The organism is Streptomyces sp. RPT161 (assembly GCF_027533845.1).
Lineage (GTDB): Bacteria > Actinomycetota > Actinomycetes > Streptomycetales > Streptomycetaceae > Streptantibioticus_A > Streptantibioticus_A silvisoli_A.
The window spans coordinates 33,905-56,136 of sequence record NZ_JAPZVN010000031.1; the positions used below are offsets into that span (position 1 = coordinate 33,905).

Below are 22,232 nucleotides of genomic sequence, written 5' to 3' on the forward strand. Positions count from 1 at the left end.
GCCGTTGACCGTTCCTCCTTGGGGACTGACTGGCACCGGAAGCCTATCGGTAAGCGGAATGGCCGAATGTGTGCGGCCGGTGCGGGTGCCGGGGACGTGACGGAGCCGTACCGCCGTAGGCTGCGGCGGGGAACCGGTGACAGGGGGTGTGGATGCGTACGGCACTGGTACTGGGTGGCAGCATCGCCGGGCTGATGGCGGCCAGGGTGCTGAGCGACCACGCGGAGCGCGTGGTGATCGTCGACGCGGACGACCTCGACACGGACGGCGCCCGACCGGGCGTGCCGCAGCTGGCACATCTGCACGTCCTGCTGGACATGGGCGGCACCCAGCTCCAGCGGTGGTTCCCGGGGCTGATCGGCGAACTCGTCGACGACGGAGCCGTGCTGTCCGACTGGGATCGCATGTGGCAGTACCTCGACGGAGCGCGCAAGGTTTCCGTCTCCGGACGCCAACTGCTCGGTGCCACCCGCCCGTTCATCGAGTCCCGGGTGCGGCGCCGGGTCCTGGCGCGGGAGAACGTCACGGTGGTGCGCGGCCGGGTCGACGGGTTGCGGTTCACCGGCAACCGGGTCAGCGGTGCGTACTACCTGCCGCTCGGCGCGGACCGCGACGGCCGCGAGGAGCTGGCCGGGGACCTGGTGGTGGACGCGACGGGACGTGCCAGCCGGCTCGGTGCCTGGCTGGAGGCGGCGGGCTGGCAGGCGCCGCCACTGGAGCGGATGCGCATCGACCTCGGATACGCCACGGCGCTGTTCGGCCGCGGCACCGAGCTGCCGGGCGTCACGACCGCGCAGTGCCTGAGCAGCGCTCCGGCCGCCGGACAGCCGCCGGAGGACACCGCGGCCATGTCCGAGGTGGAGGGCGGCCGCTGGATGGTGGTACTGGCCAACTACGCTGACCGGCGGCCGACCAGGGACCCGGAGGAGTTCCTCACCCGGTGCGGCAAGCTGGGGGCCGAGCCGTTCCAGGAGGTGGCGGCGCGGTGCGAGATGCTCGGCGGGGTCGTCGTGCACAGCGTGGCGGACAGCCGCCGCCGCGACTTCCGGCGGCTGGACCGGTTCCCAACCGGACTGGTCGCGGTGGGTGACGCGGTCGCCGCGTTCAACCCCGTCTACGGCCAGGGGATGGCGTCGGCGACGCTGCACGCGTCCTGCCTGTCGGCCTTCCTGCGCTCGGGAGAGTCGCTGCAGGAGCCCGCGTGGGGGTACTTCCGCCGAGTGCGGGTGGTGGTGGACGCGGCCTGGCAGCTCTCCACCCTGGGCGACCTCGCGCAGCCGCATGTGACCGGCCCGTACCCGCCCGGCTACCGCTTCGCCAGCTGGTACAGCGAGCGGTTCTTGGCCGCGACCGTCACCGACCCCGAGGTCAACCAGGTGTTCGTCGACGTGGTGAACATGCGTGAGCACCCCAGGTTGCTCACACGTCCGTCCACCGTGTTGCGCGTGGCCAAGGCGCTTTCCGGTCGTAGGCGGGCGGGTTAGCCCACCGGGACCAGACCCGACAGGTCCCGTAGCACGGTGTGGTTGCGGTCGGCGATGGTGCCCAGGGTGTAGTGCGGCCACAGGCCGAAGTACTCGGCGCGGGTACGCTGACTCCAGCGTTTCGCCAACTCTGTCCGGGTCTTGTAGAAGTTGACCTGGTATCCACCGGTGTGGCAGCGCAGTAGTGCGTAGCCGCCCGGATACTCCTTGGTGGCGGCGACCTCCAGGAACTCGACTGCGCTGCTGTCCTGCGCGAAGGTGCGCTTGTTGCGGTGGGTGTGCCCGCAGTGGTGGAAGAAGACGCCCGGGGTGCGCCGGTAGAGCGCCTCCAGTTCCCGGGCCCTGCCCTGGTCCAGGTCGAAGCCGGGACCGGCCGCGGTGGTGACCGCCGACTCGAAGGTCACCGGATGGTGGCCGAACAGCAGCGTCGGACGGTCCCGGTCCTCCCGCAACGCCCGTCTGAGATCGGCCAGTTGGCCGTCGTCCAGGGTGCCGCCCGCCGCGTCCAACGTCGTGGTGTCGAGCCCGATGATCCGCAAACCCCCCACCTCGTGGGTGGACAGCGTCTGCCGCCGGTAGGGGAAGGTGTCCCCCCAGCAGTCGTGGTGGTCGTCCGCGCCCGGCACCGGAGTGCACCCCGCGTAGTCCTTCCCCACGTGCGGGCGGTCGTGGTTGCCGCGGGCCACGAAGTAGTCCCGGCTCAACCTGCCCCAGCCGTCCAGCAGTTGCCGTACCCGGGCCACGTCCCGCGGCCGGGCCTCGGCGGTCAGGTCACCGGCGACCAGTAGCGCGTCGGCGCCCCGGTCCGGCTTGCGCAGGTCGTCCAGCAGCGCTTCCAGCATCACTTCCGGATACGGCGGCAGCCCAGGGTCCTGCTGGAACGACGGCGGCCAGTCGCCGACGATGATGCCGGCGGTCTGCTCGCCCATGTGCAGGTCGTTGCAGAGCGCGACGGTGAACAGATGGCGACCGGGCGGCGGCACCAGCGTGGTGAACACCCCTGGGGCGTCCATCGACCCACCGCTGCCCGGGAACTGCAACGCGGCCTGCTGGGCGACCTGCCCCGCCGACCGGCCCTGGAAGGCGTACGTACGCCCCGGCTCCAGCCCGTGCACCTCGGCGTAGTGGAACGCCGTCGGGGCGGTGTCGTGCAGCACGGTCCGCAGCGAGCCGGGGTTGCCGGGTTCGCCGAGCAGCAGCTCGGTGTCGGCGGGCACGGGGGTGGGCGCACCGTAGCGGTCCGCGTCGGTCGTCGAGCCGGTGAACCAGGTGATCACCACACTGGTGTCGGTGACCGTCACCACTTCCAGATCGGTCACCAGCAGCCCCTTGGGCCGCGCGGCGGCGGAGGCGGCGCCCGCCCCCGTGGCCACGTCGGCGAACGGCAGTACCGCGACCAGGCCGGCCCACAACAGGGCCTGCCGGCGAGAGGAGGGACAGCAGTCCATGGCTGGGAAGTATGCTCCTCCGCCTTGAACTTGGGGAGAATCCGGGATTACGGGTCCCCCGATACGACCCGATTGCCGCACCCGTCCGTCGCGTGCCAGCAGCCCACCGGCACCGCGACCGCGACCGCCCGCACCGGCGGCCGGTCCCGGAACCGCAGCGCGAACCGCACCCGTTGGCCGGCGCGCAGCGGCACCGGAACGGTCACCACGAGGTCCCCGGCCATCGGTGCCATCGCCAACTCGCCCCGTGCGGGCACCGCAAGCGCGCCGGTCGGCAGCGAGCGGCCGGCGGCGCCCAGGTGCTGGTGCCGCAGCAGCGCGACGGGGCTGTCGAACTGCCAACTGGCCCCGGTCAGTTGGGCAGGGACATCGCCGGGGTTGCGTACGGTGAAGAACGCCGCCGTCCGCGCGCCCGCACCGTCCGAGGGGATGAGGATCGCCCCGTCGGCCACCTGGACCGGCCGCGCCCTGCCCGCGCCGCCCGTCAGCACCCAGCCGCACAGCAGCGCCAGCGTGGTGACGGCCGCGCCGAGTGGTGCCAGCGCCGTGGTCAGCGGCTTCATCGCGGACTCCCGGAGATCGGGACGCGCCGGGGCGCGGGCTCCCAGGTGCGCAGCCGCAGGCTGTTGCCGACGACCAGCAGCGAGCTGACCGACATCGCCAGCGCCGCCAGCATCGGGTTGAGCAGCCCGACCGCGGCAAGCGGTATCAGTACGGCGTTGTAGCCGAACGCCCACACCAGGTTGGCGCGAATGGTCGCCAGGGTGCGCCGGGCCAGCCGTACCGCGTCGATCAGTGCCTCGATGTCGCCGCGCACCAGGGTGAGTCCGGCCGCGCCGATCGCCGCGTCGGTGCCGGTGCCCAGGGCGATGCCCAGGTCGGCGGCGGCGAGCGCGGCGGCGTCGTTGATCCCGTCGCCGACCACGGCCGTGGTGCGGCCGGACGCCCGCAGCGCCGAGACCACCTCGGCCTTGTGCTGCGGAGTGGCCGCCGCGTGCACCCGCTCCATGCCCAACTGCCGGGCCACCGCGTGGGCCGCGCCGGGCTGGTCGCCGGTGAGCAGCACGGTCGCCAGACCCATGCGGCGCATCCGGTCCACCGCGCGGTAGCTGCCCGGCCGCACGGTGTCGCCCACCGCGAAGACCGCCGCGGGCAGGCCGTCCAACTCGGCCAGCACCGCCGTGTGCCCCTGCTCCGCCGCCCGGTCGAGCGCCTCCCGCAACGGTTCCGGCAGCGGTGCGCCGCCGTCCGGCCGCAGCACCCGAACCCGCCGTCCCGCCACAACTCCCGCCACTCCGCTGCCGGGTGTGGCGGTGAAGTCCGTGACCTCCGGCAGCGGCGTGCCGTGGCGCTGCCGGGCGGCGGCCGCCAGAGCCCGCCCCAACGGGTGCTCCGAGCGGTGCTCCACCGCTCCGGCCAGCCGCAGCACCTCGTCGTCGTGGCCCGGGGCGAGGGTGGTCTCGGCCAGCCGCATCCGGCCGGTGGTCAGGGTGCCGGTCTTGTCCAGCACCACGGTGTCCACCCGCCGCAGGCTCTCCAGCACCTCGGGTCCCCGCACCAGGACGCCCAGTTCGGCGCCGCGTCCCGCGGCGGCCATCAGCGCGGTGGGCGTGGCCAGCCCCAGCGCGCACGGGCAGGCCACCACCAGCACGGCGACCGCCGAGGCCACCGCCGACTGCGGCGCCGCTCCGGCGCCCAACCAGAAGCCCAGCACGCACACCGCGACGGTCAGCACACAGGGCACGAACACCCCGGCCACCGCGTCCGCCAGCCGCTGCGACCTGGCCTTGCCCGCCTGCGCGTCGGCCACCAGGGCGGTGATCCGGGCGAGTTGGGTGTCGGCGCCGACCGCGGTGGCCCGCACCACGAGTGTTCCGCCGATGTTGAGGGCGGCGCCGGTGACCTGGTCGCCGGGGCCGGTCTCCCGCGGGGCGCTCTCGCCGGTGAGCAGCGACAGGTCGACGGCGGAGCGGCCGTCCACCACGATGCCGTCGGTGGCGACCTTCTCGCCCGGCCGCACCACGAACTCCTGTCCCGGCAGCAGCCGATCCACCGGAACGCGTTCTTCCGTGCCGTCCCGGCGTATCCACACGTCCCTGGCGCCGAGTTCGGCCAGCGCCCGCAGCGCCGATCCGGTACGCCGCCGCACCCTGCCCTCCAGGTACCGTCCGCACAGCACGAACAGCGGTACGCCGACCGCCGCTTCCAGGTAGATGTCCGCGCCCGCGGTGGCGCCCGCGGTGGCGCCCGCGGTGAGCGAGAACGGCATCCGCATGCCCGGTGCCCCGGCGCCGCCCACGAACAGCGCGTACGCCGACCAGCCGAAGGAGGCCAGTACGCCCAGGCTCACCAGGGTGTCCATGGTCGCGGTGGCGTGCCGCAGACTGCGCCAACTCCTGTGGTGGAACGGGTAGGCGCCCCAGGTCGCCACCGGCGCGGCCAGCATGAAGCACAGCCACTGCCAGTCGCGGAACTGCAGCGACGGCACCATCGACAGGGCGATCACGGGTACGGACAGCGCGGCCACCAACCCCAACCGGATCCGGTCGGCGTTCTCGCCGGGTGCTTGCGGATCCACCGGGCGCTGGTCGCGCACCAAGTCGGCGGTGTAGCCCGCGCGTTCGACGCAGGCGATCAACTCCGCCGTCTCGACACCGGCGGGATGCACCACCCGCGCCCGGCCGGTGGCGAGGTTGACGCCCGCGGTGACGCCGTCGATCCTGGTCAGCCGCTTCTCCACCCGGGACACGCAGGCCGCGCAGGTCATACCGCCGATGGCCAGGTCCGTGGTGCGTGTGTCGGTCACCGGTGCGTGCCCTCCATGGTCATGCCGGGCATACCGGGCATGCCGCCGTCCCCCGAGGACTGCTGCGGTCCCGGCCGCAGGTCGGGGGCGACCGGTCCCACGGACCTGCCGACCAGGAACGACGCCGCGAAGGCGACCCCCAGGGCGACGGCGAAGCCAAGGAGCGCCGGTACCGCCCTTCTTGCCGAGTACGTTGCGATCACGTCCCGGTAGTCGGCCCGGGTCCGCGGCTGGTTCCCGCCGCCTGGCGACGCCTGGTGGAACGCTGGAACCGGACGGGCGGACCGTCCGACTACTGTCGCGTGGAACTGAGCAGCGAGCAGCCGGGCCGGGTCGCCACCCGCCACCCGGACTCCCCTGATGGCGGCCTGGACATACGACTTCGCGGCGTGGTGTGCAGACACGGCCGACTGGAGGCGGTGGGGGGTGTCGACCTCGATGTGGCCGCGGGCCAGAAGGTCGCCCTCACCGGTACCAACGGTTCCGGCAAGACCACGTTGCTGCGGGCGGTGCTCGGGCTGCACCGCCAGGTGGACGGCGGGATCCTGGTCGGCGGCCGGGGCTGCCGCAGCGCGGCCGAGTGGGCGTGGCGGCGCAGGGCCTGCGCGTGGATCCCGCAGCGTCCGGCGCCGGGCCGCTTTCCCCTGCTGGCCGGGGAGTTGCTCAGCAGCGGCGGTGACCTACCGGAGGCGGTACGTGCCGCGCGGCGGCTGGGCGTGGGCTCTCTGGTCGACCGGCCGTTGAGCAGCCTGTCCGGCGGCCAACTGCAGCGCATGCACCTGGCTCGCGCGGTGGGATGTGTAGCGGCTGGCGCCGGGGTGGTGCTCGCGGACGAGCCCACGGCGGCACTGGACTTCGCCGGACAGGAGGAGGCCGCCGAGGTGCTCACCGGACTGCCGGTGACCCTGCTGGTGGTGACCCATGACCGGGCCATGGCCGCGCGCTGCGACCGGGTGCTGGAGATGGCCGCGGGGCGGCTGCGGGAGGTCTCGTGAGCGCGCTCGACCAGATGGCGCAGCTGGTGCGGCTGCTGCCGGTGCAGCGAGCCGGAGCCGGGCTGGTGCTGGCCGCGCTGGGGCTGCCCGTGGTGGGCGTGGTGATCGTCGGCCTGGACATCATGCCGGTGCGGTTCGCCATGATGCATGTGGCACTGCTGGGCATCGCCATCGGCCAACTGGCCGGTCTCGACCCGGTGTTGTGCGCGCTGCTGGCCTGCGCGGTCGCGGGTGCGGGAGTGGCACCGCTGGCCCGTACGCCGGACGCGCTGTCCGGTGCGATGGGGCTGCTGATGAGCCTGGCGATCGCGGCGGCGCTGCTGGTGCTGGCACTGTCCGGGGTGAACGCCAACGGGGCGTTCGCGCTGCTGTGGGGCTCCATCCTGGCGGTGCGGCCGTCCGATCTGGCGGTCCTGGGAACGCTGGCGGTGGTGGTGCCCGCGCTGTTCGTGTGGCGGCGGCGGGACCTCGCACTGCTGCTGCACGACCGGGAGTTGGCGATCTGCTCCGGCGTGCCCGCACAGCGGCTCACGGTGCTGCTGCTGGTCCTGGTGGCGGTCTCGGTGGCGGGCGCCATCCGGCTCACCGGGGCGCTGCTGGTCGACGCGCTCACCCTGCTGCCCGCGCTCGCCGCACGGCGGCTGGGCCGCTCGCTCGGCGCGATCACGTTGTGGGCCGTCGGCATCGGTGTGGTGGTCAACGCCACCGGCTTCCTGGTCGCACTGGGATGGGACCTGCCGCCAGGACCCGTTCTCGTCCTGGCGGCGGGCGCGGTGGCCCTTGTCGCCCATCTGCTGCCGGAGAGGGGGGCCGGCTCATGGCGTGCGCTCGATGCCGTGGCACCGCACTGACCGGCTCAGCCGGCCTCCCGGCCGGTCCCTGCGGGCTGGTCCGGTACCGCGCGGTGTGCCGGGGAGCAGCGGGCGAGTACGGCCCGCGCGATGGCGTCGGCGTCGGTGAGCGTCACCGAGTTGACGCCCGGCCGCACCCCGGCGGCGGTCACCCAGTGCACCGCCTCGGTGGGCACGCCGAAGGCGAACCGGCCCGGATGCGCCCTGCCCGCCGCGTCCACCACGTGGTACGGCCGCTCGGTGACCGCCAGGCCGCCGGTCTCGTACGTCTCGCCGACGGTGTAGGGACGGCACTGTCCGGTGCGCAGCAGATGGCCCAGCAGCGGATCGGCGGTGCGCCGCAGATCGGGTTCCGGCAACCGTGCCTCGATGAGCACCCGAGCGTGGGTCCGCGAACCGGGCACCAGGGGCGATTCGCCGATGTACGTTCCCGTCTCCGGCGATGTCGCTATTCGGGTGGCCGGTCCCAGTACGGTCAGCACTCCGGCCTCGATCAGTGCCGCCATCTGCTCGGTTCGGTGAGCGGGCGGCCCGATGGACAGGAAGGCGTTGAGCGGGGTGTACCAGCGCTCCAGATCATCGCGCTGGGAGCGCGCGGTCAGTCCGCCGTGGTCGACCACCAGGCGTATCTCGTTGCGCAGGTCCCGCAGCACGTCGAGGGCCGACTTCACCGGGCCGTCGATGTTGCCCTCCCGGGCCGCCGCGACATCGGCGCGCAGATGGTCGAGCAGCCAGTCGTGGAAGTCCGCGGTACCGGTGAACTCCCGGTCGGCGTAAGGCCGGGCGATCCGCTGCCAGTCCCAGCGCCCGGCCGGGCCGATGCCCGCCTCGGCCAGCAGTCGCGTCTCCTCGGTGCTTCCCCACGGCGCTGCCAGGTACCGCTGGCGGAACGGAGCGGGCGCGGCGCCGCTGCGGGCGACCAGCGCGGTGTAGTAGACGGTCTCCACCTCCTTGGCGATCAGCGGCCAGACCTCGCGCCGGAAGTCCGTACCGCCGCCGCGTCGGCCGCGATCCCGCAACCCGGCGACCACCTCGGGGGTGAGCACCCGCGGCTGGTGGCGGCCGTGCGCGCCCTTCTGGTTCTCGCCGCGGGCGTGGTGCGGGACGCCGCGCCGGGAACCGGCGTACAGCCGAGGCTCGCGCCCCGACGGCCGGTAGACCAGCCGGCCGTCCTCGGTGGCGAAGCGTCCGCCGCGACCGACGGTCAACAGGGCCATGTGGTCGAAGAAGTTGAGCCCCAGCCCGCGCAGCAGCACCGGTTCGCCGGGCCGTACCACCGACAGGTCGACGTCGGCCGGACTGGCCGGCGGAACATAGACGGCGCCGTGCCGTTCGGCGAAGTCGGCCAGCTCCGCCTCCACCCCGGTGGTACGCGCGGCGGTGTGCCCCTGGGCGAGCACCACCGCGTCCAGGTCGCTCAGCACCGTGCCGTCGCTGAGCCGGACGCTCTGGCCGCCGTCCGGCGTGTCGTCCAGTGCCACGGCGCGGGCCTGATGGGTCACCACATGGATGCCGCCGGGCGCGGTGGCCGTGGTGCGCCGGAAGACCCACTCCAGATAGTGCCCGTAGAACCGGCGGGGGGGATAGGAGTCGGGTCCCAACTCGCGGGCCTCGACCAGGACATGCTCGTCCATTTCCTCCAAAGTCCCCATCACGGTGAGGAATCTGGCCCATTCGTGCAGGCTGGGCCCCGGGCGCAACGGGCCTTCGAGCTCCACGCTTTCGTCGGTGAACAAGGTCACCTGGGAGGCGACGGTGTTCATCAGTAGCTCGCCCGACTGGTCGGTGCGCCAGGTATTTCCGGCCCCCGGCCGGTACGGGTCCACCAGATGCACGAAGAGTTCCGAACTCGGCTGTCTTACGGCGGCGTTGGCACAGATTCGTTCGAAGACCGACAGTCCACGCGGTCCGGATCCGATAACGCAGACCGCGAACTGCCGTGTTGTCATCCGGTTTCTCCCAGGGTCGAGGCATCGGCGATGGCCGACATTAGACCCTGCCGAACTACGACGCCATGCACCGGGTCGATCCCGGCGCAGGGTAATGCGGAGGGAAAGCGTTGACTAGAGTCGAACACTAGAGTAGAACTATGGAAAGTGACCTATGGTACGGGGAGCAGCTAAACCGGACATCTGCGATGCCATCCACGGAGCAACGGGAGGGGCTTCATACGCGATGGATGCCAAAACGGGGGAATATTCAAGGATTGCGTTGGCTTGCGAAGCAGTTGACCGAATCGCGGAGGTGGCGTTCAGCGGCGGCGTACCCGCCCGCCACCTCGTGCAGGCGGTCGCCCTGGCCGTGCTCGCCCGCCAGGCACCGGACCGCACCGCCACGGTGCGTACCGGATCGGCGAGCCTGTCCGTAACACCGAGCCCCGACGACACCGTGACCGGTATCGCGCGGCGCATCGCCGACGCCACCGCGAGCGCCCGGGGGCCGATCACGATCAGCACCACGGGCACCGGTTCCGCACTGCCCGGCCGCGCCACCCTGCACGTGCTCGAAGGGCCTGGTGACCGACTGGCCCTGCGCACCGACCTTTCGGAACGCCAGATCTCCCGGGTTATCACGGCCGTCCAGTCACTGCGACCGGCCGGCGGCGGGCCACCCCGGGTGCGCGAACTGCCGCTGTGCAGCCCGGCCGACGCCCGGGAGCTACAGGGCTGGAAGCGGCGGCTGGCGAGCGTGCCCGCCATCTCCCTCGACGAACTGGTCGCGCGCTGGGCCAGGCAGCGGCCGAACCGTCCCATCGCCGTGGCCGACGGGCGCACCCTCGGCTACGCCGAGGCCGACCGGCGGGCCACCCGGCTCGCCTCCGCGCTGGTCCGCGGCGACGTACAGCACGGCGAGCCGGTGCTCGTGTGCACCGGTGACGGTCTGGAGACGGTCGTCGCCCATGTCGCGGTGTTACGGGCGGGTGCCGTGTGCGTACCCCTTCCGTGCGGCGCCGTCGAACAGGGGCTGCGCGAGGCCGTGCGGCTCACCCGGGCCCGAGTGGCGCTGTGCGACCGGCCGCCCGCCCCGAGCCAACTCCCGCCGGGGATGCGCGCGCTGGGCGTGGCGGACCTGCTGGACGGCGACGCGGACCAGGCCGACCGCTCACTGCCGCGCTCCGGTTTCACCGACTGCGCCTACTTGATGGTGCGGACGGGGGAGGACGGGCGGATCCACGGTGACCTGATCGACCACCACGCCTGGGTGAGCGCCACCACCGGGCGCATCAGCCGGGCCGGGGTGCCCGCCGAGCGGGTGCTGGTGGACGGTCCACTGTGCGCGCCCGCCGCCCTCGCGGGCATGTGGTGGGCGCTCCAGTCCGGCGGCACCGTGTGCCTGGCCGACACCGGGGCGGGGCAGTGGCCCCGACACGGCTTCACCGAGGCCCTGTTGACACCCACGGCCTACGCCCGACTGCTGCCGCGGCTGGACGGGGCGCGTCCGCCGCGGTGCGTGGTGCTGACCGGCGGCCCCTGCCCACCGGGCGACCAGGCCCGGCACTTCGACCAACTGCCCGGCACCCGGCTGTTCATGGAGTACGCGCCCGACGACGGCCCGCTGCCCTGGGCGGCGGCCGAGGTCAAGCCGGGCGACGGCGAATGGGGGGACCCGCGCGGCAGGCTGCTGCCAACCACCGACATGCGGCTGCGCGTTGCCGACGAGGACGGCCGCCCCTTGGGGCCGGGCCTGGTCGGCGAGGTGTGCGCCGACGGCATGGCACTGCCCTGCGACCGCATCGGGCTGGCACCGCCGTCGCGGTTCGAGGAGGCCGACGGCGTCGCGGTGCGCCGTTCCGGACGGCAGGGCCGCTGGCGGTTCGACGGCACGCTGGAGATTCTCGACGGCCGCTCCGAGTAATTCCCGGATCCGTTCGTCCAACCCGTTCCACGGGACGATCGAATTCCGTTTGGGCCGCCGGAACCTCCAAGTCGATGGCCGGAACCGGCCGTTCTTCCCAGGCTTTCCGTTGCGTCTTCGAAGAAAGGCGCGGTACCTGGCGTGGAAATAGCTGTGGCACGCCTGACCCGCCTTTGGGCCGCCGCTCGGTACGAGCGGCCCCAACGGCCCTGCGCCGCTTGACATTACGGGGGTGTTGACGAATAGGGGCCGCGCCCTGCGTGCCGCCCGCCGAAATCGCTCGACCTTTTCGCTGTCACTCGCCGGACCGGCTGCCGCACGCGCCGGGCCGGTGGCCTTCGTGTGCCGATTCCCAAAAGACCCGCAGTTACCAGGAGTTCGTTGTGCGCAATATCACAGACCGTACCGGGCCGATTTCCGCCGCGCCCGGAACGGGGTGTCCCACCGCCATGTCCCTGCCAGGCCCCCGATGCGCCGACGGCGCCGGGGGCCACCCCGACGCCCCGCTGGCCGGACTGACAGCCCACGGCACCGGTCACGGCACCGCAGGCCGGGTGGCGCTGCGCCACCTGGTCGACCTCGGGGCCACCCCCGGTGCCGCCCACACCGGGACGTACACCCCGGCGGAGGGCGACCTGGTCACCCTGTACCGCTCCGCAGGCCCCGCCGAACAGCCGCTGCTGGACTGCCGGATCGACTGGGCGTGCCCCGGTGGCACCCCGCTGGCCGACGAGACCACCGTTCAGGCGGCCACCGGACTGATGGCGGTGCACGGACGCAACCGGGGCACACCGCGCCGAATACCCGTGGAGTACGCCTCGACCTGCGCCGGAGTCATCGCGGTACAGGGCGTACTCGCCGCGCTGGTGGCCCGGGAACGCGGCGCCCGGATCAGCACCGTGGGCACCAGCGTGGCGCACGCCGCGCTGCTGACCATCTCGCAGTACCTGGCCGCCGGAACCGCCCCGGAGACCGAACACCTCCCGGCTGTCGAGGGCAGGCCGGGGCCGCCGTTCCGTAGCCGGGACGGTGTCTGGTTCGAGATCGAGGCGCTGGACGCGGCCCCGTGGCGGGACTTCTGGACCGCGCTGGGCGCGCCCGCCAAGGACATCTCCTCCGGCTGGCCGGCGTTCATGCTCCGCTATCCCAAGGCGCTCTCCCCACTGCCGCCGTCACTCCACCAGGCCGTGGCGGCTGTGGAGTTCGCCCGGATCCTGGCCGTCGCCGAGGCCCACCGGATGAGCGTCTGCCGGATCCGCACCATGGCCGAGCGCCGCACCGACCGTGACGCGCTGCGGTACGGAAGGGTCCCACCGCCCTGGCGGTTCCGCCCGTACGGTGACGCGTCCCGCCCCAGGCCGTCCGCCACCGTGCCGGGACCCGAAAGGCCGCTGGACGGGCTGACCGTGATCGAGGCCGGGCGCCGGGTCCAGGCGCCGCTGGCCGCGCACATGCTGGGCCTGCTCGGTGCCCGGGTCGTCCGTGTCGAACCCCCGGGCGGCGATCCGCTGCGCGGGATGCCGCCGATGGTCGAGGACTGCTCCGCCCGCTTCCTCGCGCTCAACCGCACCAAGGAGGCGGTGACCGCCGACCTGAAGACCCCGGCCGGGCGGAACACCGTGCGCGAACTCGCCCGGGACGCCGATGTGTTCCTGCACAACTGGGCACCCGGCAAGGCGGCCGAGTTCCAACTCGACGCACCGGAGCTTGCCGCGCTCAACCCGCGGCTGGTGTACGGCTACGCCTCCGGGTGGGGCGACGCGCTCGGTGAACGGCCGCCACTGGGCACCGACTTCATGGCACAGGCGCACTCCGGCCTGGCCGATCTGATGGCGGACGGCGACCGTCCACGACCGTCCCTGATGACCCTGCTCGATGTGCTCGGCGGCCTGGTGGCGGCCGAAGGGCTGCTGGCCGCGCTGGTGGCCAGGGAACGCACCGGGCGCGGTCGGCGGATGGACAGCTCGCTGCTGTCCGCCTCCACCGTGCTCCAGTACCAGGCGCTGGAGCGCCCGCAGCGGCGCCACGCCCCCGGCTGCGGCACCGCGGGACTGCCCGAGGTCGAGGGGCCGTACCGCACCGCCGACGGCTGGCTGGCGGTATCGGCGGGCTCCACTACGGCCGTCGGCCGGCTGTGCCGGGAACTCGGCCTGGACCCGGCCGCGCCGCAGGACGTGCTGCGGCGGCGGATCGCGGACCGGCTGGCGGACCGTCCGGCCGCCGAGTGGGTGGCCCGGTTCGCCACCGCCAGGGTGTCCGCCGCCGTGGTGGCCACCGACCTCGACGGGCTGGACACCGCGCCCGCGACCGCCCCCGCGCTGACCCGTGAAGCGTGCACCTTCGTCAACTCCCCCTGGAGGTTCGGCGCATGACCATCCACTTCCACGACCTGGTGCCGCGCGAGGTCCGCGCCCAGTGGACCGCCGAGGGCCGCTACCCGGGCAGGCCGATGTTCACCCAGTTCCGGGAGCACGCCGAACGGCAGCCGGACTTCCCGGCCGTCATCGACGACGAGGGCACCACCACCTACGGCGAACTGCTGCCGCTGTCCTTGGGACTGGCGCGCTCACTCGCCGACGCCGGGATCACGGCCGGTGAGGTGGTCGCGGTCAACCTGCCCAACGGCCGGCTGGCGTGCGCGCTGGACCTGGCGGTGGCCGCGCTCGGCGCGATCTGCCTGCCCTATCCGATCGGCAGGCGGCGGCAGGACACCCTGGCACTGCTGCGCCGCTCCGGGGCCGCCGCCGTGGTGATCACCCGCCAGGTCGGCGAGACCGACTACGCGCGGCTCGTCCAGGAACTGCGGCCCGAACTCCCGGCACTGCGCGAGGTGTTCGTACACGGTGACGCGCTGCCCGGCCAGCGATGTCTCGACGCGATCCTGGCCCACCTGCCGGAACCCCTGGACAAGGTGGCGGAGCCGGACCCGGACACCATCGGGCGGATTCTGCTCTCCTCGGGCTCGGAGGCCGAGCCCAAGATGGTCGCCTACTCGCACAACGCCCTGTGCGGCGGGCGCGGTGAGTTCCTGCGCTCGCTGCACCGCGGCGAGCGGCCGATGCGCAACATGTTCCTGGTGCCGCTCGCCTCGTCGTTCGGCTCCACCGGAACGGCCGTCACCCTGTCGTACCTCGGCGGAACGCTGCTGGTGATGGCCCGCTTCGACGCGGAGCGGGCGGTCACGCTGATCGGCCGCCACCGCCCCACGCACATCCTCGGCGTGCCGACGATGTTCCAGATGATGCTCGCCGATCCACGACTGGCCCCCGGCGCCGCCGACCCGGTCGACACCTCCTCGCTCGTCGGCCTGATCTGCGGCGGCGCCGGTGTGGACCCGGCGACGGTGGCGGCCTGCACGGAGCGGTTCGGCTGCGCCTTCGTCAACCTGTACGGGTCGGCGGACGGGGTCAACTGCCACACCCAGATCGAGGACACGCTGGAGACCGTGCAGACGACCGCGGGCCGCCCCGACCCCAGGGTGGCCAGCATCCGCATCGTCGCCGACGACGGCACCGACCTGCCGCCCGGCGCCGAGGGCGAGATCTGGTCGCGCGGCCCGATGAGCCCGCACTGCTACGTCAACGCCCCGGAACTCGACGCCCGTTACCGCCGCGAGGGCGGCTGGGTCACCACCGGCGACCTCGGCCGTATCGACCCGACCGGACGGCTGCGCATCACCGGCCGCAAGAAGGAGATCATCATCCGGGCCGGGCTGAACATCAGCCCCGCCGAGGTGGAGGGCCTGGTCACCACCCATCCCGCGGTCAGGTCCGCGGTGTGCCTGGGCGTCCCCGACGAGCGGCTGGGCGAGCGGGTCTGCGTCTGGATCGTCGCGACCCCCGGCAGCGCCGCCCCCGACCTGGCCGAGCTGCGCCGCTATCTGTTCGAGGAGAGGGGCCTTGAGCGGGCCAAGCTCCCCGAAGTCCTCCACGAGCTACCGGAGTTCCCGGTCAGCCCGGCCGGCAAGGTCGACAAACACGCGCTGCGCGCCACCCTTGAGGCGCGGAAGGAGTCCTCCGATGTCCGCCCCTGACCGCACCTTGGCCGAACCGTTCGAAGGATCCGGCGAGTTGCGCACACTCCGCGACCAGGTACGGGAGTTCCTGGACGAGGAGGTCATCCCGGCCGAGCCGGAACTCGCGGCCGGAGGGCCGGGCGCCCGCGCCACCCTGACGGCGCTACAGGACAAGGCCAAGGCCAACGGCCTGTGGGCGCTGCCGCACCCGCGCGAGCTGGGCGGCCACGGGTTGCGGCTCGCCGAGTACCTGTGCATCAGCGAGATCGAGGGGCGCTCCGCGTACGGTCCCGTGGCGCTCGGGTCGGACAGCCTGCTGGACGCGCTGATGCTCCAGCGGTACGGGGGCGCCGAGGTCCGCGAGCGCTTCCTGGAACCGCTGGTGCAGGGCCGGTTGACGCCGTGCTTCGGCATGACCGAGCCCGGGCGCTCCGGCTCGGACCCCAGCCTGATGATCACCCGGGCCCGTCCGGACGGCGGCGGTTGGGTGATCGACGGGCACAAGTGGTTCTGCCGGGCCAGGGACGCCGACTTCATCACCGTGATGTGCCGGACCGAGCCGTTGGGCGTGCCGCACGCCAAGGCGTTCACCATGTTCCTGGTGCCGCTGCCCAGCGAGGGGTTCAGCGTCGTACGGCCGCTCACCGTGCTCGGCGCGGAGGACGGCCACTGCGAGGTGGCGTTCGACGGGGTACGGGCGACGACGCGCCAGATGATCGGCGGCCGGGGCGAGGGCTTCCCGGTCTCCGGTGAGCGGCTCTCACTGGGGCGCACGCTGCGCGCGATGCGCTGGCTGGGCCAGGCGCAGCGGGCCTTCGACCTGATGTGCAACCGCCTGCACCAACGGGAGGCGTTCGGCGGCCTGTTGGCCACCAAGCAGCTGCTTCAGCAGCACGTCTTCGACTCGTACACCGCCATCCGGTCGGCCCGTTCGCAGGTGCTGAGGGCGGCGGCCATGCTGGACGCGGGCCAGGACGTGTACATCGAGGTGGCGACCGCCAAGGTGCTCGCCTCCAACGCGCTGTACCAGGTGCTCGACCGGGCGGTGCAGATCCACGGCGCCGAGGGTCTGTCGGACAGCACTCCGCTGGCGGAGATGTTCCGCTGGGCCCGGGCGACCCGGATCTACGACGGGGCGGACGAGCTGCACACGCACATGGTCGCGAAGCGCATCCTCAAACGCTATGAGCAGGGCGGGGGTTACGACTTCAGCGCGGTGTGAGCGGGTGCCGGGGGCCTAGCCCCCGGCGCCTCCCGCCAACTGCGCGAGGGCCGACGCCAGGAAGTGGTCGCCCCAGATCAGCTCATGGCCGGTCGCGGTGCCGCTCGCCATGTCGTAGCAGCCGTCGAGCAGCATCCCGGCCGGGCGGTGGTCCGCCGATCTCCCGTGGACGCCGGTCAAATGGCCCTTGACCAGCGCCGACACCAGCTGCCGCGCGGAGTCCGCGTCGTCCAGTGCCAGCAGTGCGACGGCGGCGATGGCACCGGCCGAGGTGTCCCGGGGGCCGTGCTGCTCGGTGAAGCTCCACGAAGGGACGGACGCCGCCGTGCAGTTGGCCCAGTACCGGGCCGCCTGCCGCGCGGCATCGGCGAACCCGGCGGTCCGCAGCTCACGGGCCGCCGTGGCGAAGGCGAGCATGCCCCATGCCTGACCGCGGGACCAACCGCCCGGCGGATGCGTCCCCTCCGGCTCCCCGCCGAGGGCCACGGTGGCCCGTACGGCGCCGTCCGCGGCGAGGCACAGCTCCAGGTGGCGGACGGCGTTGGCGTGGGCGATCTCCAGCCAGCGCGGGCGGTCCGCGGTACGGCCCGCCCAGCAGAGCAGCGCGGTCACCGCCGCCACCGAGTCGATGGCGGTGGTCGACAGGCCGCGGTCGCCCTGCCCGAACGCGGTGCCCAACGGGATGAGGCCCAGCCGGTCGTCGTAGGCGGTGGCGAGCGCCGCCGCGCCGTCCAACGCCACGGCCAGCGCGGTCTCGTCGCCGCACAGCAGATGGCCGGACACGGCGCCGTACCAGAAGGTCATGGCCCGGGTGACGGTGTCGTCGGCGGTCCGCTCGCGCAGCCGGGCGGTCCAGGCGACCGCCCGGTCACGGTCCTCCGGGTCACCGCTGTGCCGGGCGGCCAGCCAGAGCAGGCCCGTCCAGTAGCCCGCGGTCCAGGAACCGCGCCGGGTGGTGGTCCACGCCCCGCTGCCGGGGTCGGCGTACAAGGGGTAGCGGTCGCCCACCTCCTGTGCGGTGGCACGCACCCGGTCGAGCATAGCGGACAGTGACGCGTCCGGGTCGAACTCGTCGGCGGATGACTTCACTTCAGGCCTCCGACACCAGCAGGGTCTGCACCGCGCTCCCGATCCGCCCCGCCCCGTCCAGCAGCGCGGCGTGCGCGGCGCCGCCGCCGGTCGGGCCGGTCCGGGTGACGGCCCGTAGCGCGATCCACCGCCCGGTCGGCGGACGGTGCAGATGTACGCTCAGATCGACGTTGACGCAGCTGTACAGGTCCGGCGGCAGGGTCGACCCGGTTCCGTAGCAGAACTCGGCCGCGGCCACGGCCAGTTGCTCGGGCAGCACGGCTGCGTCCGGGAGCACCGGGCAGCACAGGCGTACCCACGCGGTGTCCGAGGCGTCGTCAACCAGGCGCAGCTCAACGGCGTCCCGGTTGAACGAGACCGTCCCACCCGTATCGCGCAGCCGTACCCCGGTGTGCGGCGGTGGCGGGGGATCGTCCGGCGGCCCGTCCGGCAGCGTCGGCCGCCGGGTGGCCCGCAGGTACACAAGGCTGCCGCGTGCCACCGCTGTTCCGTCGGCGGTGACCAGGGCGTCCACCACGTCGAAGCTGCGGCCGGTGCGGAGCGGGGAGACCGCCACCCGCAGCGGTTCGGCCGGAACCGGACGCAGGAAGTCGACGGTGAGCCGGGCCAGGGCGCGCCGGGCGTCGATCCCGCGCCGGGCGTACTGAGTGACCAGCAGCGCGACCGCCGCGCCGTGCAGCCGTCCGGCGTCCCACGGTCCGGTGGCGTGCGGGGCGGGTACGAACTCGACGCCGCGCGGCACGAACAGCGGGCCGCCGTCGGCCGACTCCACGGTGGACCCGGCGGTCACCGCGGACGTCATGCGCCCGCCTTGGCGGCCGAGCGCCGACCGCCCGTCGCGCACAGCGCCGCGACGGCGAACACCGCGGCGACCAGCGTCCAGCCCACCGGATAGCCGCCCCTGGTGTCGACCAGGAAGCCGAACGACAGCGGGCCGACCACGAATCCGGCGAAGAAGCCCATGGACACCAGCGCGGAGGCGTGGCCGGTGCTGCCGAAGCCGCGGCCCTTGACGACGGCCACCATGGAGACCGCGTTCGCCGCCACCGCGGAACCGCCCAGCCCTATGGCGCCGATCCAGATCAGCCAGTGGGCGCTCGACGCGCTGGGCACCAGCACCGCGAAGCACACCGCGGCGATCGCCAGCACGATCAACGAGGCGGAGAGATTGGCCAGTCGGTCGCTGAAGCGCGCCCACAGTATGCGCGCGAAGATCCCGGAGACACCCAGCGCCGCGATCAGCGCGCCCGCGGCCTGGTCACCCATGCCCAGATGCTGGTGGGCGTAGAGCGGCAGATAGGTGTTGAGCGCGGCCAGACCGCTGCCGATGCACAGCGAGTAGGCCATCAGCCAGTGGGTCGCGGTGTTCGGCATCCCGGGCAGCGTCAGCCGCCTGGCCTGGCCGGTGGCGGCGTCCCGGGGCAGCACAGCGGCCAGCACCGCAGCCACCACGGCGACCGGTGCGACCAGCGCGAGCGCCCCGCGCCAGGACAGCGCCCTGGCCAGCGTGGGAAGCAGCAGCCCGGCCACGAAGGCGCCGAGCTGTACACCGGACTGCTTGACGCCCACCGCGGCCGCCCTGCGCTCGGCGGGCAGATGGGTGGCTATCAGCTTGTTGGTCGAGGGGTTGGCGAGGGCCTGCGGCACTCCGGCCAGCACCAGCGTGCCGAGCAGGAACCAGTACGTACGGGTGGCGGCCAGCAGACCGAAGTCCACGGCGATCAGCGCCAGTAGCGCGACCAGTGCCCGGCGGCCCCCGATGACATCGGTGAGATGGCCCGCGTACAGCGACAGCACGGTGGCGGTGCCGAACGCGACGGCGGTGAGCAGTCCCAACTGGGACTTGGATATGTGCAGATCGTCGATGATGAACGGCCCCAGTGAGCCGATCGCGTACAGCACCAGCATGGACAGCGCCATGCCGCTGGTGAGCAGTGGGAGCAGGGTCCTGGGTGAGCTGCCGGGACGGTCGGCGGCGGGTGCCGCCGCGTTGGTGGTGTTCTTTTCAACCGATTCGGTGGCCATCGCTTGCGTCCCCCATTGCCTGGATGCCAATAATGGAGTGAATTTCAATGTAGTAGAACTCTAGATACACACTATAGTAAGTAGGTAGTGATGGCGACGGCGAAGAAGACCGACGGACGGCGCGCACGGGCCGAGCTGACCAGGGCGCGGATGCTGGACGCGGCCATGCGCCTGTTCGTCGAGAACGGCTACGGGGCGACGACCATCGAGTCCATCGCCCGCGAGGCCGGGGTGGCCGTACAGACGATGTACTTCTCGTTCGGCAACAAGCAGAAGATCCTCAAGGAGCTCATCGACCGGCATGTCGCCGGTGACGACGACCCGGTGCCCACCCTGGAACGCCCCTGGGTGGCCGAGGCGCTGGACGCCCCCGATCCGGTGGAGCAGTTGCGGTTGCAGGCGCGGGGCGCCCGGGAGATCTACGAGCGGGTGGGCGGCCTGCTCGAGGTGCTGCGCAACGCCGCGGTGGTCAGCGGTGACGCGACGGAGCTGTGGCAGACCAACCAGCACCAACGGATCGTCGTCCAGGGGCACTTCGTGGACGCGCTGGCCAAGAAGGGCGCGCTGCCGGACGGCATGGCACGGGACCGGGCCGTGGACATCTGCTACGGGCTGCTCGGTCCCGAGCTCTACCACCTGCTGGTACACGAACGCGGCTGGACCCCGCGCGAGTGGGAGCAGTGGGTGTTCGACAGCCTGCGCGGCCACCTCGTCGGCGAGGGGCGATCCGCGGGCGGCGACCGGTAACGCAATCGACCAGCGCGAGGAGTTGGGGGCATGACGGTGTCGGACGAGGGCCTGGACACACAGGTGGTGATCGTCGGTGGCGGGCCGGTCGGCCTGGTCACGGCGCTGCTGCTGGCCCGGTGGGGGGTGCGCAGCACGGTCCTTGAGCGGCGGACCGAGCCCTCGCCGCTGCCCAGGGCCAGGGCGCTGACCGCGCCCACCATGGAGGCGCTGCGCTCGCTCGGTCTTGAGCGGCGGGTGCGGGCGGCTGCACTGCCGGTCGAAGTCACCGGCCGCCACTACTACTTCGGCCGCTCGCTGACCGACCCGGACTTCCGGCGGTTGGCCCGGTCCAGGTCCTCCCGGCTGACCGAGGCCAGCGCGGTGGCACCCGCGATCTGCACCCAGGACCGGCTGGAGCCCGTCCTGCGGACCGCCGTGCGCGGCACGCCCGCCGTCACCCTGCTCACCGGCACCGAGGTGACCTCCGTCGAGCCGCGCGCTGACCGGGTGGAGGTCGGCTACCGGGCGCGCGGCGCCCGGCCCGGGCGCGTCTGCCGGGCGGCCTACTGCGTGGCCGCCGACGGTGCGCACAGTGTGGCGCGCGAGGCGGTGGGGATCCGGATGAGCGAGCCGGAAGAGACCTCACATAACCTCAACATCCTTTTCGAGGCGGACCTCGACCCGCTGCTCGCCGACCGGCGCAGTGCCATCTACTTCCTGGACAGCGGAGAGGTGCACGGCTACCTGATGCCCGGCGACGGCGCACGCCGCTGGTTGTTCAACCAGATACTCGACGGCCCCTACCGCCCCGCGACCGACGACACCGACCGGTGCGCGGACGCGGTACGGCGCGTCCTCGGCCCCGGCGGCCCGCCGGTGAGCGTGGTCGACCGGCAGCGCTGGACCGGGGTGAGCCGGCTCGCCGAACGGTTCGGCGAGGGCCGGTTGGTGCTGGTCGGCGACGCGGCGCACGTCGTCACCCCGTTCAGCGGGATCGGACTGAACCTCGGGGTGCAGGACGCCTGCAACGCGGCCTGGAAGCTCGCCGGTGCGGTACTGGGCTGGGGCGGCCCCGCGCTCGTGCGGTCCTACGAGGTCGAGCGGCGGGCGGTCGCGGCGTGGACCATCGCCGAGGACCGGGAGACGATGCGGGCCGCCCGCCCGTCCGGCGCCCCGCCCGACGACCAGGCGGGCATGGGCCGTTGGGGCCACTGGTACGGGCGGATGCTGGAGCGCCGCAACGACCAGGGGCTCGTCTTCGGCTACCACTACGACTCCACCGCGGTGCTGCCGGACGGCAGCCCGCCGCCGTCCAACGACGACCCGTTCGGCTCGTACGTCCCCTGCGGGCGGCCGGGGCACCGGGCGCCGCACACCGTACTGGAACTCGCCTCCGGCGCCCGGGTGCCGGTCGCCGACCTGTACGGCCCCTGGTTCACCCTGCTCGTCGGCGACACCGCGTCCGCCGTGCCGGACCGCCCGCCGGTACGGGTCCACCAGGTCGCCTCGGCCGAGCCGGGCACCGACTGGACGCAGCTGTACGGCATCGCCAAGGACGGCGCGGTGCTGATCCGCCCGGACGGGCATGTCGCGGCCCGCTATCCGTCGGTCCCCGCGGACTTCGCCGGGGTCCTGGGGAAGGACCTGCGCCGCCTTGTCGGCGAGGTGCGGTAGTGGCGTCACCGCCGGGTCCTCGCGTGGCGGGCGCCGCGC

The 22,232-nt window shown here is 73.0% G+C and carries 17 protein-coding genes; 9 read left to right on the forward strand and 8 right to left on the reverse strand.

All coding sequences use genetic code 11. The features are described from left to right. Positions 1 to 152: 152 nt before the first annotated feature. The gene (locus tag O5O46_RS32975) at positions 153 to 1,484 is read left to right on the forward strand and encodes an FAD-dependent oxidoreductase (RefSeq protein WP_269859337.1); all 1,332 of its coding nucleotides are present in this window, start codon (positions 153 to 155) and stop codon (positions 1,482 to 1,484) included. Here O5O46_RS32975 and O5O46_RS32980 read toward each other — a convergent pair. From O5O46_RS32980 to O5O46_RS32995, 4 genes are read right to left on the reverse strand one after another with little or no spacing between them, the layout of a single operon-like run. Further along, positions 1,481 to 2,932: a metallophosphoesterase family protein gene (locus tag O5O46_RS32980; RefSeq protein WP_269859338.1), complete on the reverse strand. Its 1,452-nt coding sequence runs from the start codon at positions 2,930 to 2,932 to the stop codon at positions 1,481 to 1,483. The two genes, O5O46_RS32975 and O5O46_RS32980, sit on opposite strands and share 4 nt — an antisense overlap. Before the next feature lie 47 nt (positions 2,933 to 2,979). Continuing rightward, the gene (locus O5O46_RS32985) at positions 2,980 to 3,495 is read right to left on the reverse strand and encodes a copper chaperone PCu(A)C (RefSeq protein WP_269859339.1); all 516 of its coding nucleotides are present in this window, start codon (positions 3,493 to 3,495) and stop codon (positions 2,980 to 2,982) included. Continuing rightward, positions 3,492 to 5,738, reverse strand: a complete 2,247-nt coding sequence (locus tag O5O46_RS32990; RefSeq protein WP_333482444.1) for a heavy metal translocating P-type ATPase — start codon at positions 5,736 to 5,738, stop codon at positions 3,492 to 3,494. Before O5O46_RS32990 ends, O5O46_RS32985 begins: the two co-directional genes overlap by 4 nt. Beyond that, positions 5,735 to 5,941: a hypothetical protein gene (locus O5O46_RS32995; protein ID WP_269859340.1), complete on the reverse strand. Its 207-nt coding sequence runs from the start codon at positions 5,939 to 5,941 to the stop codon at positions 5,735 to 5,737. Before O5O46_RS32995 ends, O5O46_RS32990 begins: the two co-directional genes overlap by 4 nt. Before the next feature lie 186 nt (positions 5,942 to 6,127). Between O5O46_RS32995 and O5O46_RS33000 the strand changes: the two genes are divergently transcribed. Then, on the forward strand, positions 6,128 to 6,733 hold the full coding sequence (locus O5O46_RS33000) for an ATP-binding cassette domain-containing protein (RefSeq protein WP_269859356.1): 606 nt from the start codon (positions 6,128 to 6,130) through the stop codon (positions 6,731 to 6,733). A 14-nt stretch (positions 6,734 to 6,747) separates the two neighbouring features. After that, on the forward strand, positions 6,748 to 7,584 hold the full coding sequence (locus O5O46_RS33005) for a metal ABC transporter permease (RefSeq protein WP_269859357.1): 837 nt from the start codon (positions 6,748 to 6,750) through the stop codon (positions 7,582 to 7,584). 5 nt (positions 7,585 to 7,589) lie between these two features. Here the strand turns inward: O5O46_RS33005 and O5O46_RS33010 are convergent, their stop codons facing one another. Further along, complete coding sequence (locus O5O46_RS33010) at positions 7,590 to 9,533, reverse strand: FAD/NAD(P)-binding protein (RefSeq protein WP_269859341.1); 1,944 nt, start codon at positions 9,531 to 9,533, stop codon at positions 7,590 to 7,592. Between the two features lie 262 nt (positions 9,534 to 9,795). Here O5O46_RS33010 and O5O46_RS33015 point away from each other — a divergent pair, with 262 nt between their 5' ends. The 4 genes from O5O46_RS33015 (at position 9,796) to O5O46_RS33030 (ending at position 16,676) form a co-directional block, all read left to right on the forward strand. After that, positions 9,796 to 11,439, forward strand: a complete 1,644-nt coding sequence (locus O5O46_RS33015) for an AMP-binding protein (RefSeq protein ID WP_269859342.1) — start codon at positions 9,796 to 9,798, stop codon at positions 11,437 to 11,439. Between the two features lie 449 nt (positions 11,440 to 11,888). Beyond that, positions 11,889 to 13,811, forward strand: a complete 1,923-nt coding sequence (locus O5O46_RS33020; protein WP_269859343.1) for a CaiB/BaiF CoA-transferase family protein — start codon at positions 11,889 to 11,891, stop codon at positions 13,809 to 13,811. Next, positions 13,808 to 15,472, forward strand: a complete 1,665-nt coding sequence (locus O5O46_RS33025; protein WP_269859344.1) for a class I adenylate-forming enzyme family protein — start codon at positions 13,808 to 13,810, stop codon at positions 15,470 to 15,472. The genes O5O46_RS33020 and O5O46_RS33025 overlap by 4 nt, the downstream gene beginning before the upstream one ends. After that, positions 15,459 to 16,676, forward strand: coding sequence for an acyl-CoA dehydrogenase family protein (locus O5O46_RS33030; protein ID WP_269859345.1), 1,218 nt, complete (start codon positions 15,459 to 15,461; stop codon positions 16,674 to 16,676). The genes O5O46_RS33025 and O5O46_RS33030 overlap by 14 nt, the downstream gene beginning before the upstream one ends. A gap of 15 nt (positions 16,677 to 16,691) precedes the next feature. On the opposite strand, the gene O5O46_RS33035 is transcribed toward O5O46_RS33030, so the two are convergent. Genes O5O46_RS33035 through O5O46_RS33045 form a run of 3 tightly spaced genes read right to left on the reverse strand, consistent with a single transcriptional unit; the run spans position 16,692 to position 19,790 of the window. Further along, positions 16,692 to 17,765, reverse strand: coding sequence for a sugar ABC transporter permease (locus tag O5O46_RS33035; protein WP_269859346.1), 1,074 nt, complete (start codon positions 17,763 to 17,765; stop codon positions 16,692 to 16,694). A gap of 1 nt (position 17,766) precedes the next feature. Then, positions 17,767 to 18,567 (reverse strand): thioesterase family protein, encoded by an 801-nt coding sequence (locus tag O5O46_RS33040; protein ID WP_269859347.1) that lies wholly within the window; start codon positions 18,565 to 18,567, stop codon positions 17,767 to 17,769. Further along, the gene (locus O5O46_RS33045; protein ID WP_269859348.1) at positions 18,564 to 19,790 is read right to left on the reverse strand and encodes an MFS transporter; all 1,227 of its coding nucleotides are present in this window, start codon (positions 19,788 to 19,790) and stop codon (positions 18,564 to 18,566) included. The genes O5O46_RS33040 and O5O46_RS33045 overlap by 4 nt, the downstream gene beginning before the upstream one ends. 90 nt (positions 19,791 to 19,880) lie before the next feature. Between O5O46_RS33045 and O5O46_RS33050 the strand changes: the two genes are divergently transcribed. After that, entirely contained in the window at positions 19,881 to 20,537 is a 657-nt protein-coding gene (locus tag O5O46_RS33050; protein ID WP_269859349.1) for a TetR/AcrR family transcriptional regulator, read from the forward strand. A gap of 30 nt (positions 20,538 to 20,567) precedes the next feature. Beyond that, entirely contained in the window at positions 20,568 to 22,193 is a 1,626-nt protein-coding gene (locus O5O46_RS33055; RefSeq protein ID WP_269859350.1) for an FAD-dependent monooxygenase, read from the forward strand. The last annotated feature ends 39 nt before the right edge of the window (positions 22,194 to 22,232 follow it).

Bases quoted from the DNA above. Each gene is read 5' to 3' on its own strand.
- O5O46_RS33050 (WP_269859349.1), top strand. From the start codon at position 19,881: ATGGCGACGGCGAAGAAGACCGACGGACGGCGCGCACGGGCCGAGCTG.
- O5O46_RS33010 (WP_269859341.1), bottom strand. From the start codon at position 9,533: ATGACAACACGGCAGTTCGCGGTCTGCGTTATCGGATCCGGACCGCGT.
- O5O46_RS33025 (WP_269859344.1), top strand. From the start codon at position 13,808: ATGACCATCCACTTCCACGACCTGGTGCCGCGCGAGGTCCGCGCCCAG.
- O5O46_RS32975 (WP_269859337.1), top strand. From the start codon at position 153: ATGCGTACGGCACTGGTACTGGGTGGCAGCATCGCCGGGCTGATGGCG.
- O5O46_RS33005 (WP_269859357.1), top strand. From the start codon at position 6,748: ATGGCGCAGCTGGTGCGGCTGCTGCCGGTGCAGCGAGCCGGAGCCGGG.
- O5O46_RS33030 (WP_269859345.1), top strand. From the start codon at position 15,459: ATGTCCGCCCCTGACCGCACCTTGGCCGAACCGTTCGAAGGATCCGGC.
- O5O46_RS33055 (WP_269859350.1), top strand. From the start codon at position 20,568: ATGACGGTGTCGGACGAGGGCCTGGACACACAGGTGGTGATCGTCGGT.
- O5O46_RS33020 (WP_269859343.1), top strand. From the start codon at position 11,889: ATGTCCCTGCCAGGCCCCCGATGCGCCGACGGCGCCGGGGGCCACCCC.
- O5O46_RS33045 (WP_269859348.1), bottom strand. From the start codon at position 19,790: ATGGCCACCGAATCGGTTGAAAAGAACACCACCAACGCGGCGGCACCC.
- O5O46_RS33040 (WP_269859347.1), bottom strand. From the start codon at position 18,567: ATGACGTCCGCGGTGACCGCCGGGTCCACCGTGGAGTCGGCCGACGGC.
- O5O46_RS32980 (WP_269859338.1), bottom strand. From the start codon at position 2,932: ATGGACTGCTGTCCCTCCTCTCGCCGGCAGGCCCTGTTGTGGGCCGGC.
- O5O46_RS32985 (WP_269859339.1), bottom strand. From the start codon at position 3,495: ATGAAGCCGCTGACCACGGCGCTGGCACCACTCGGCGCGGCCGTCACC.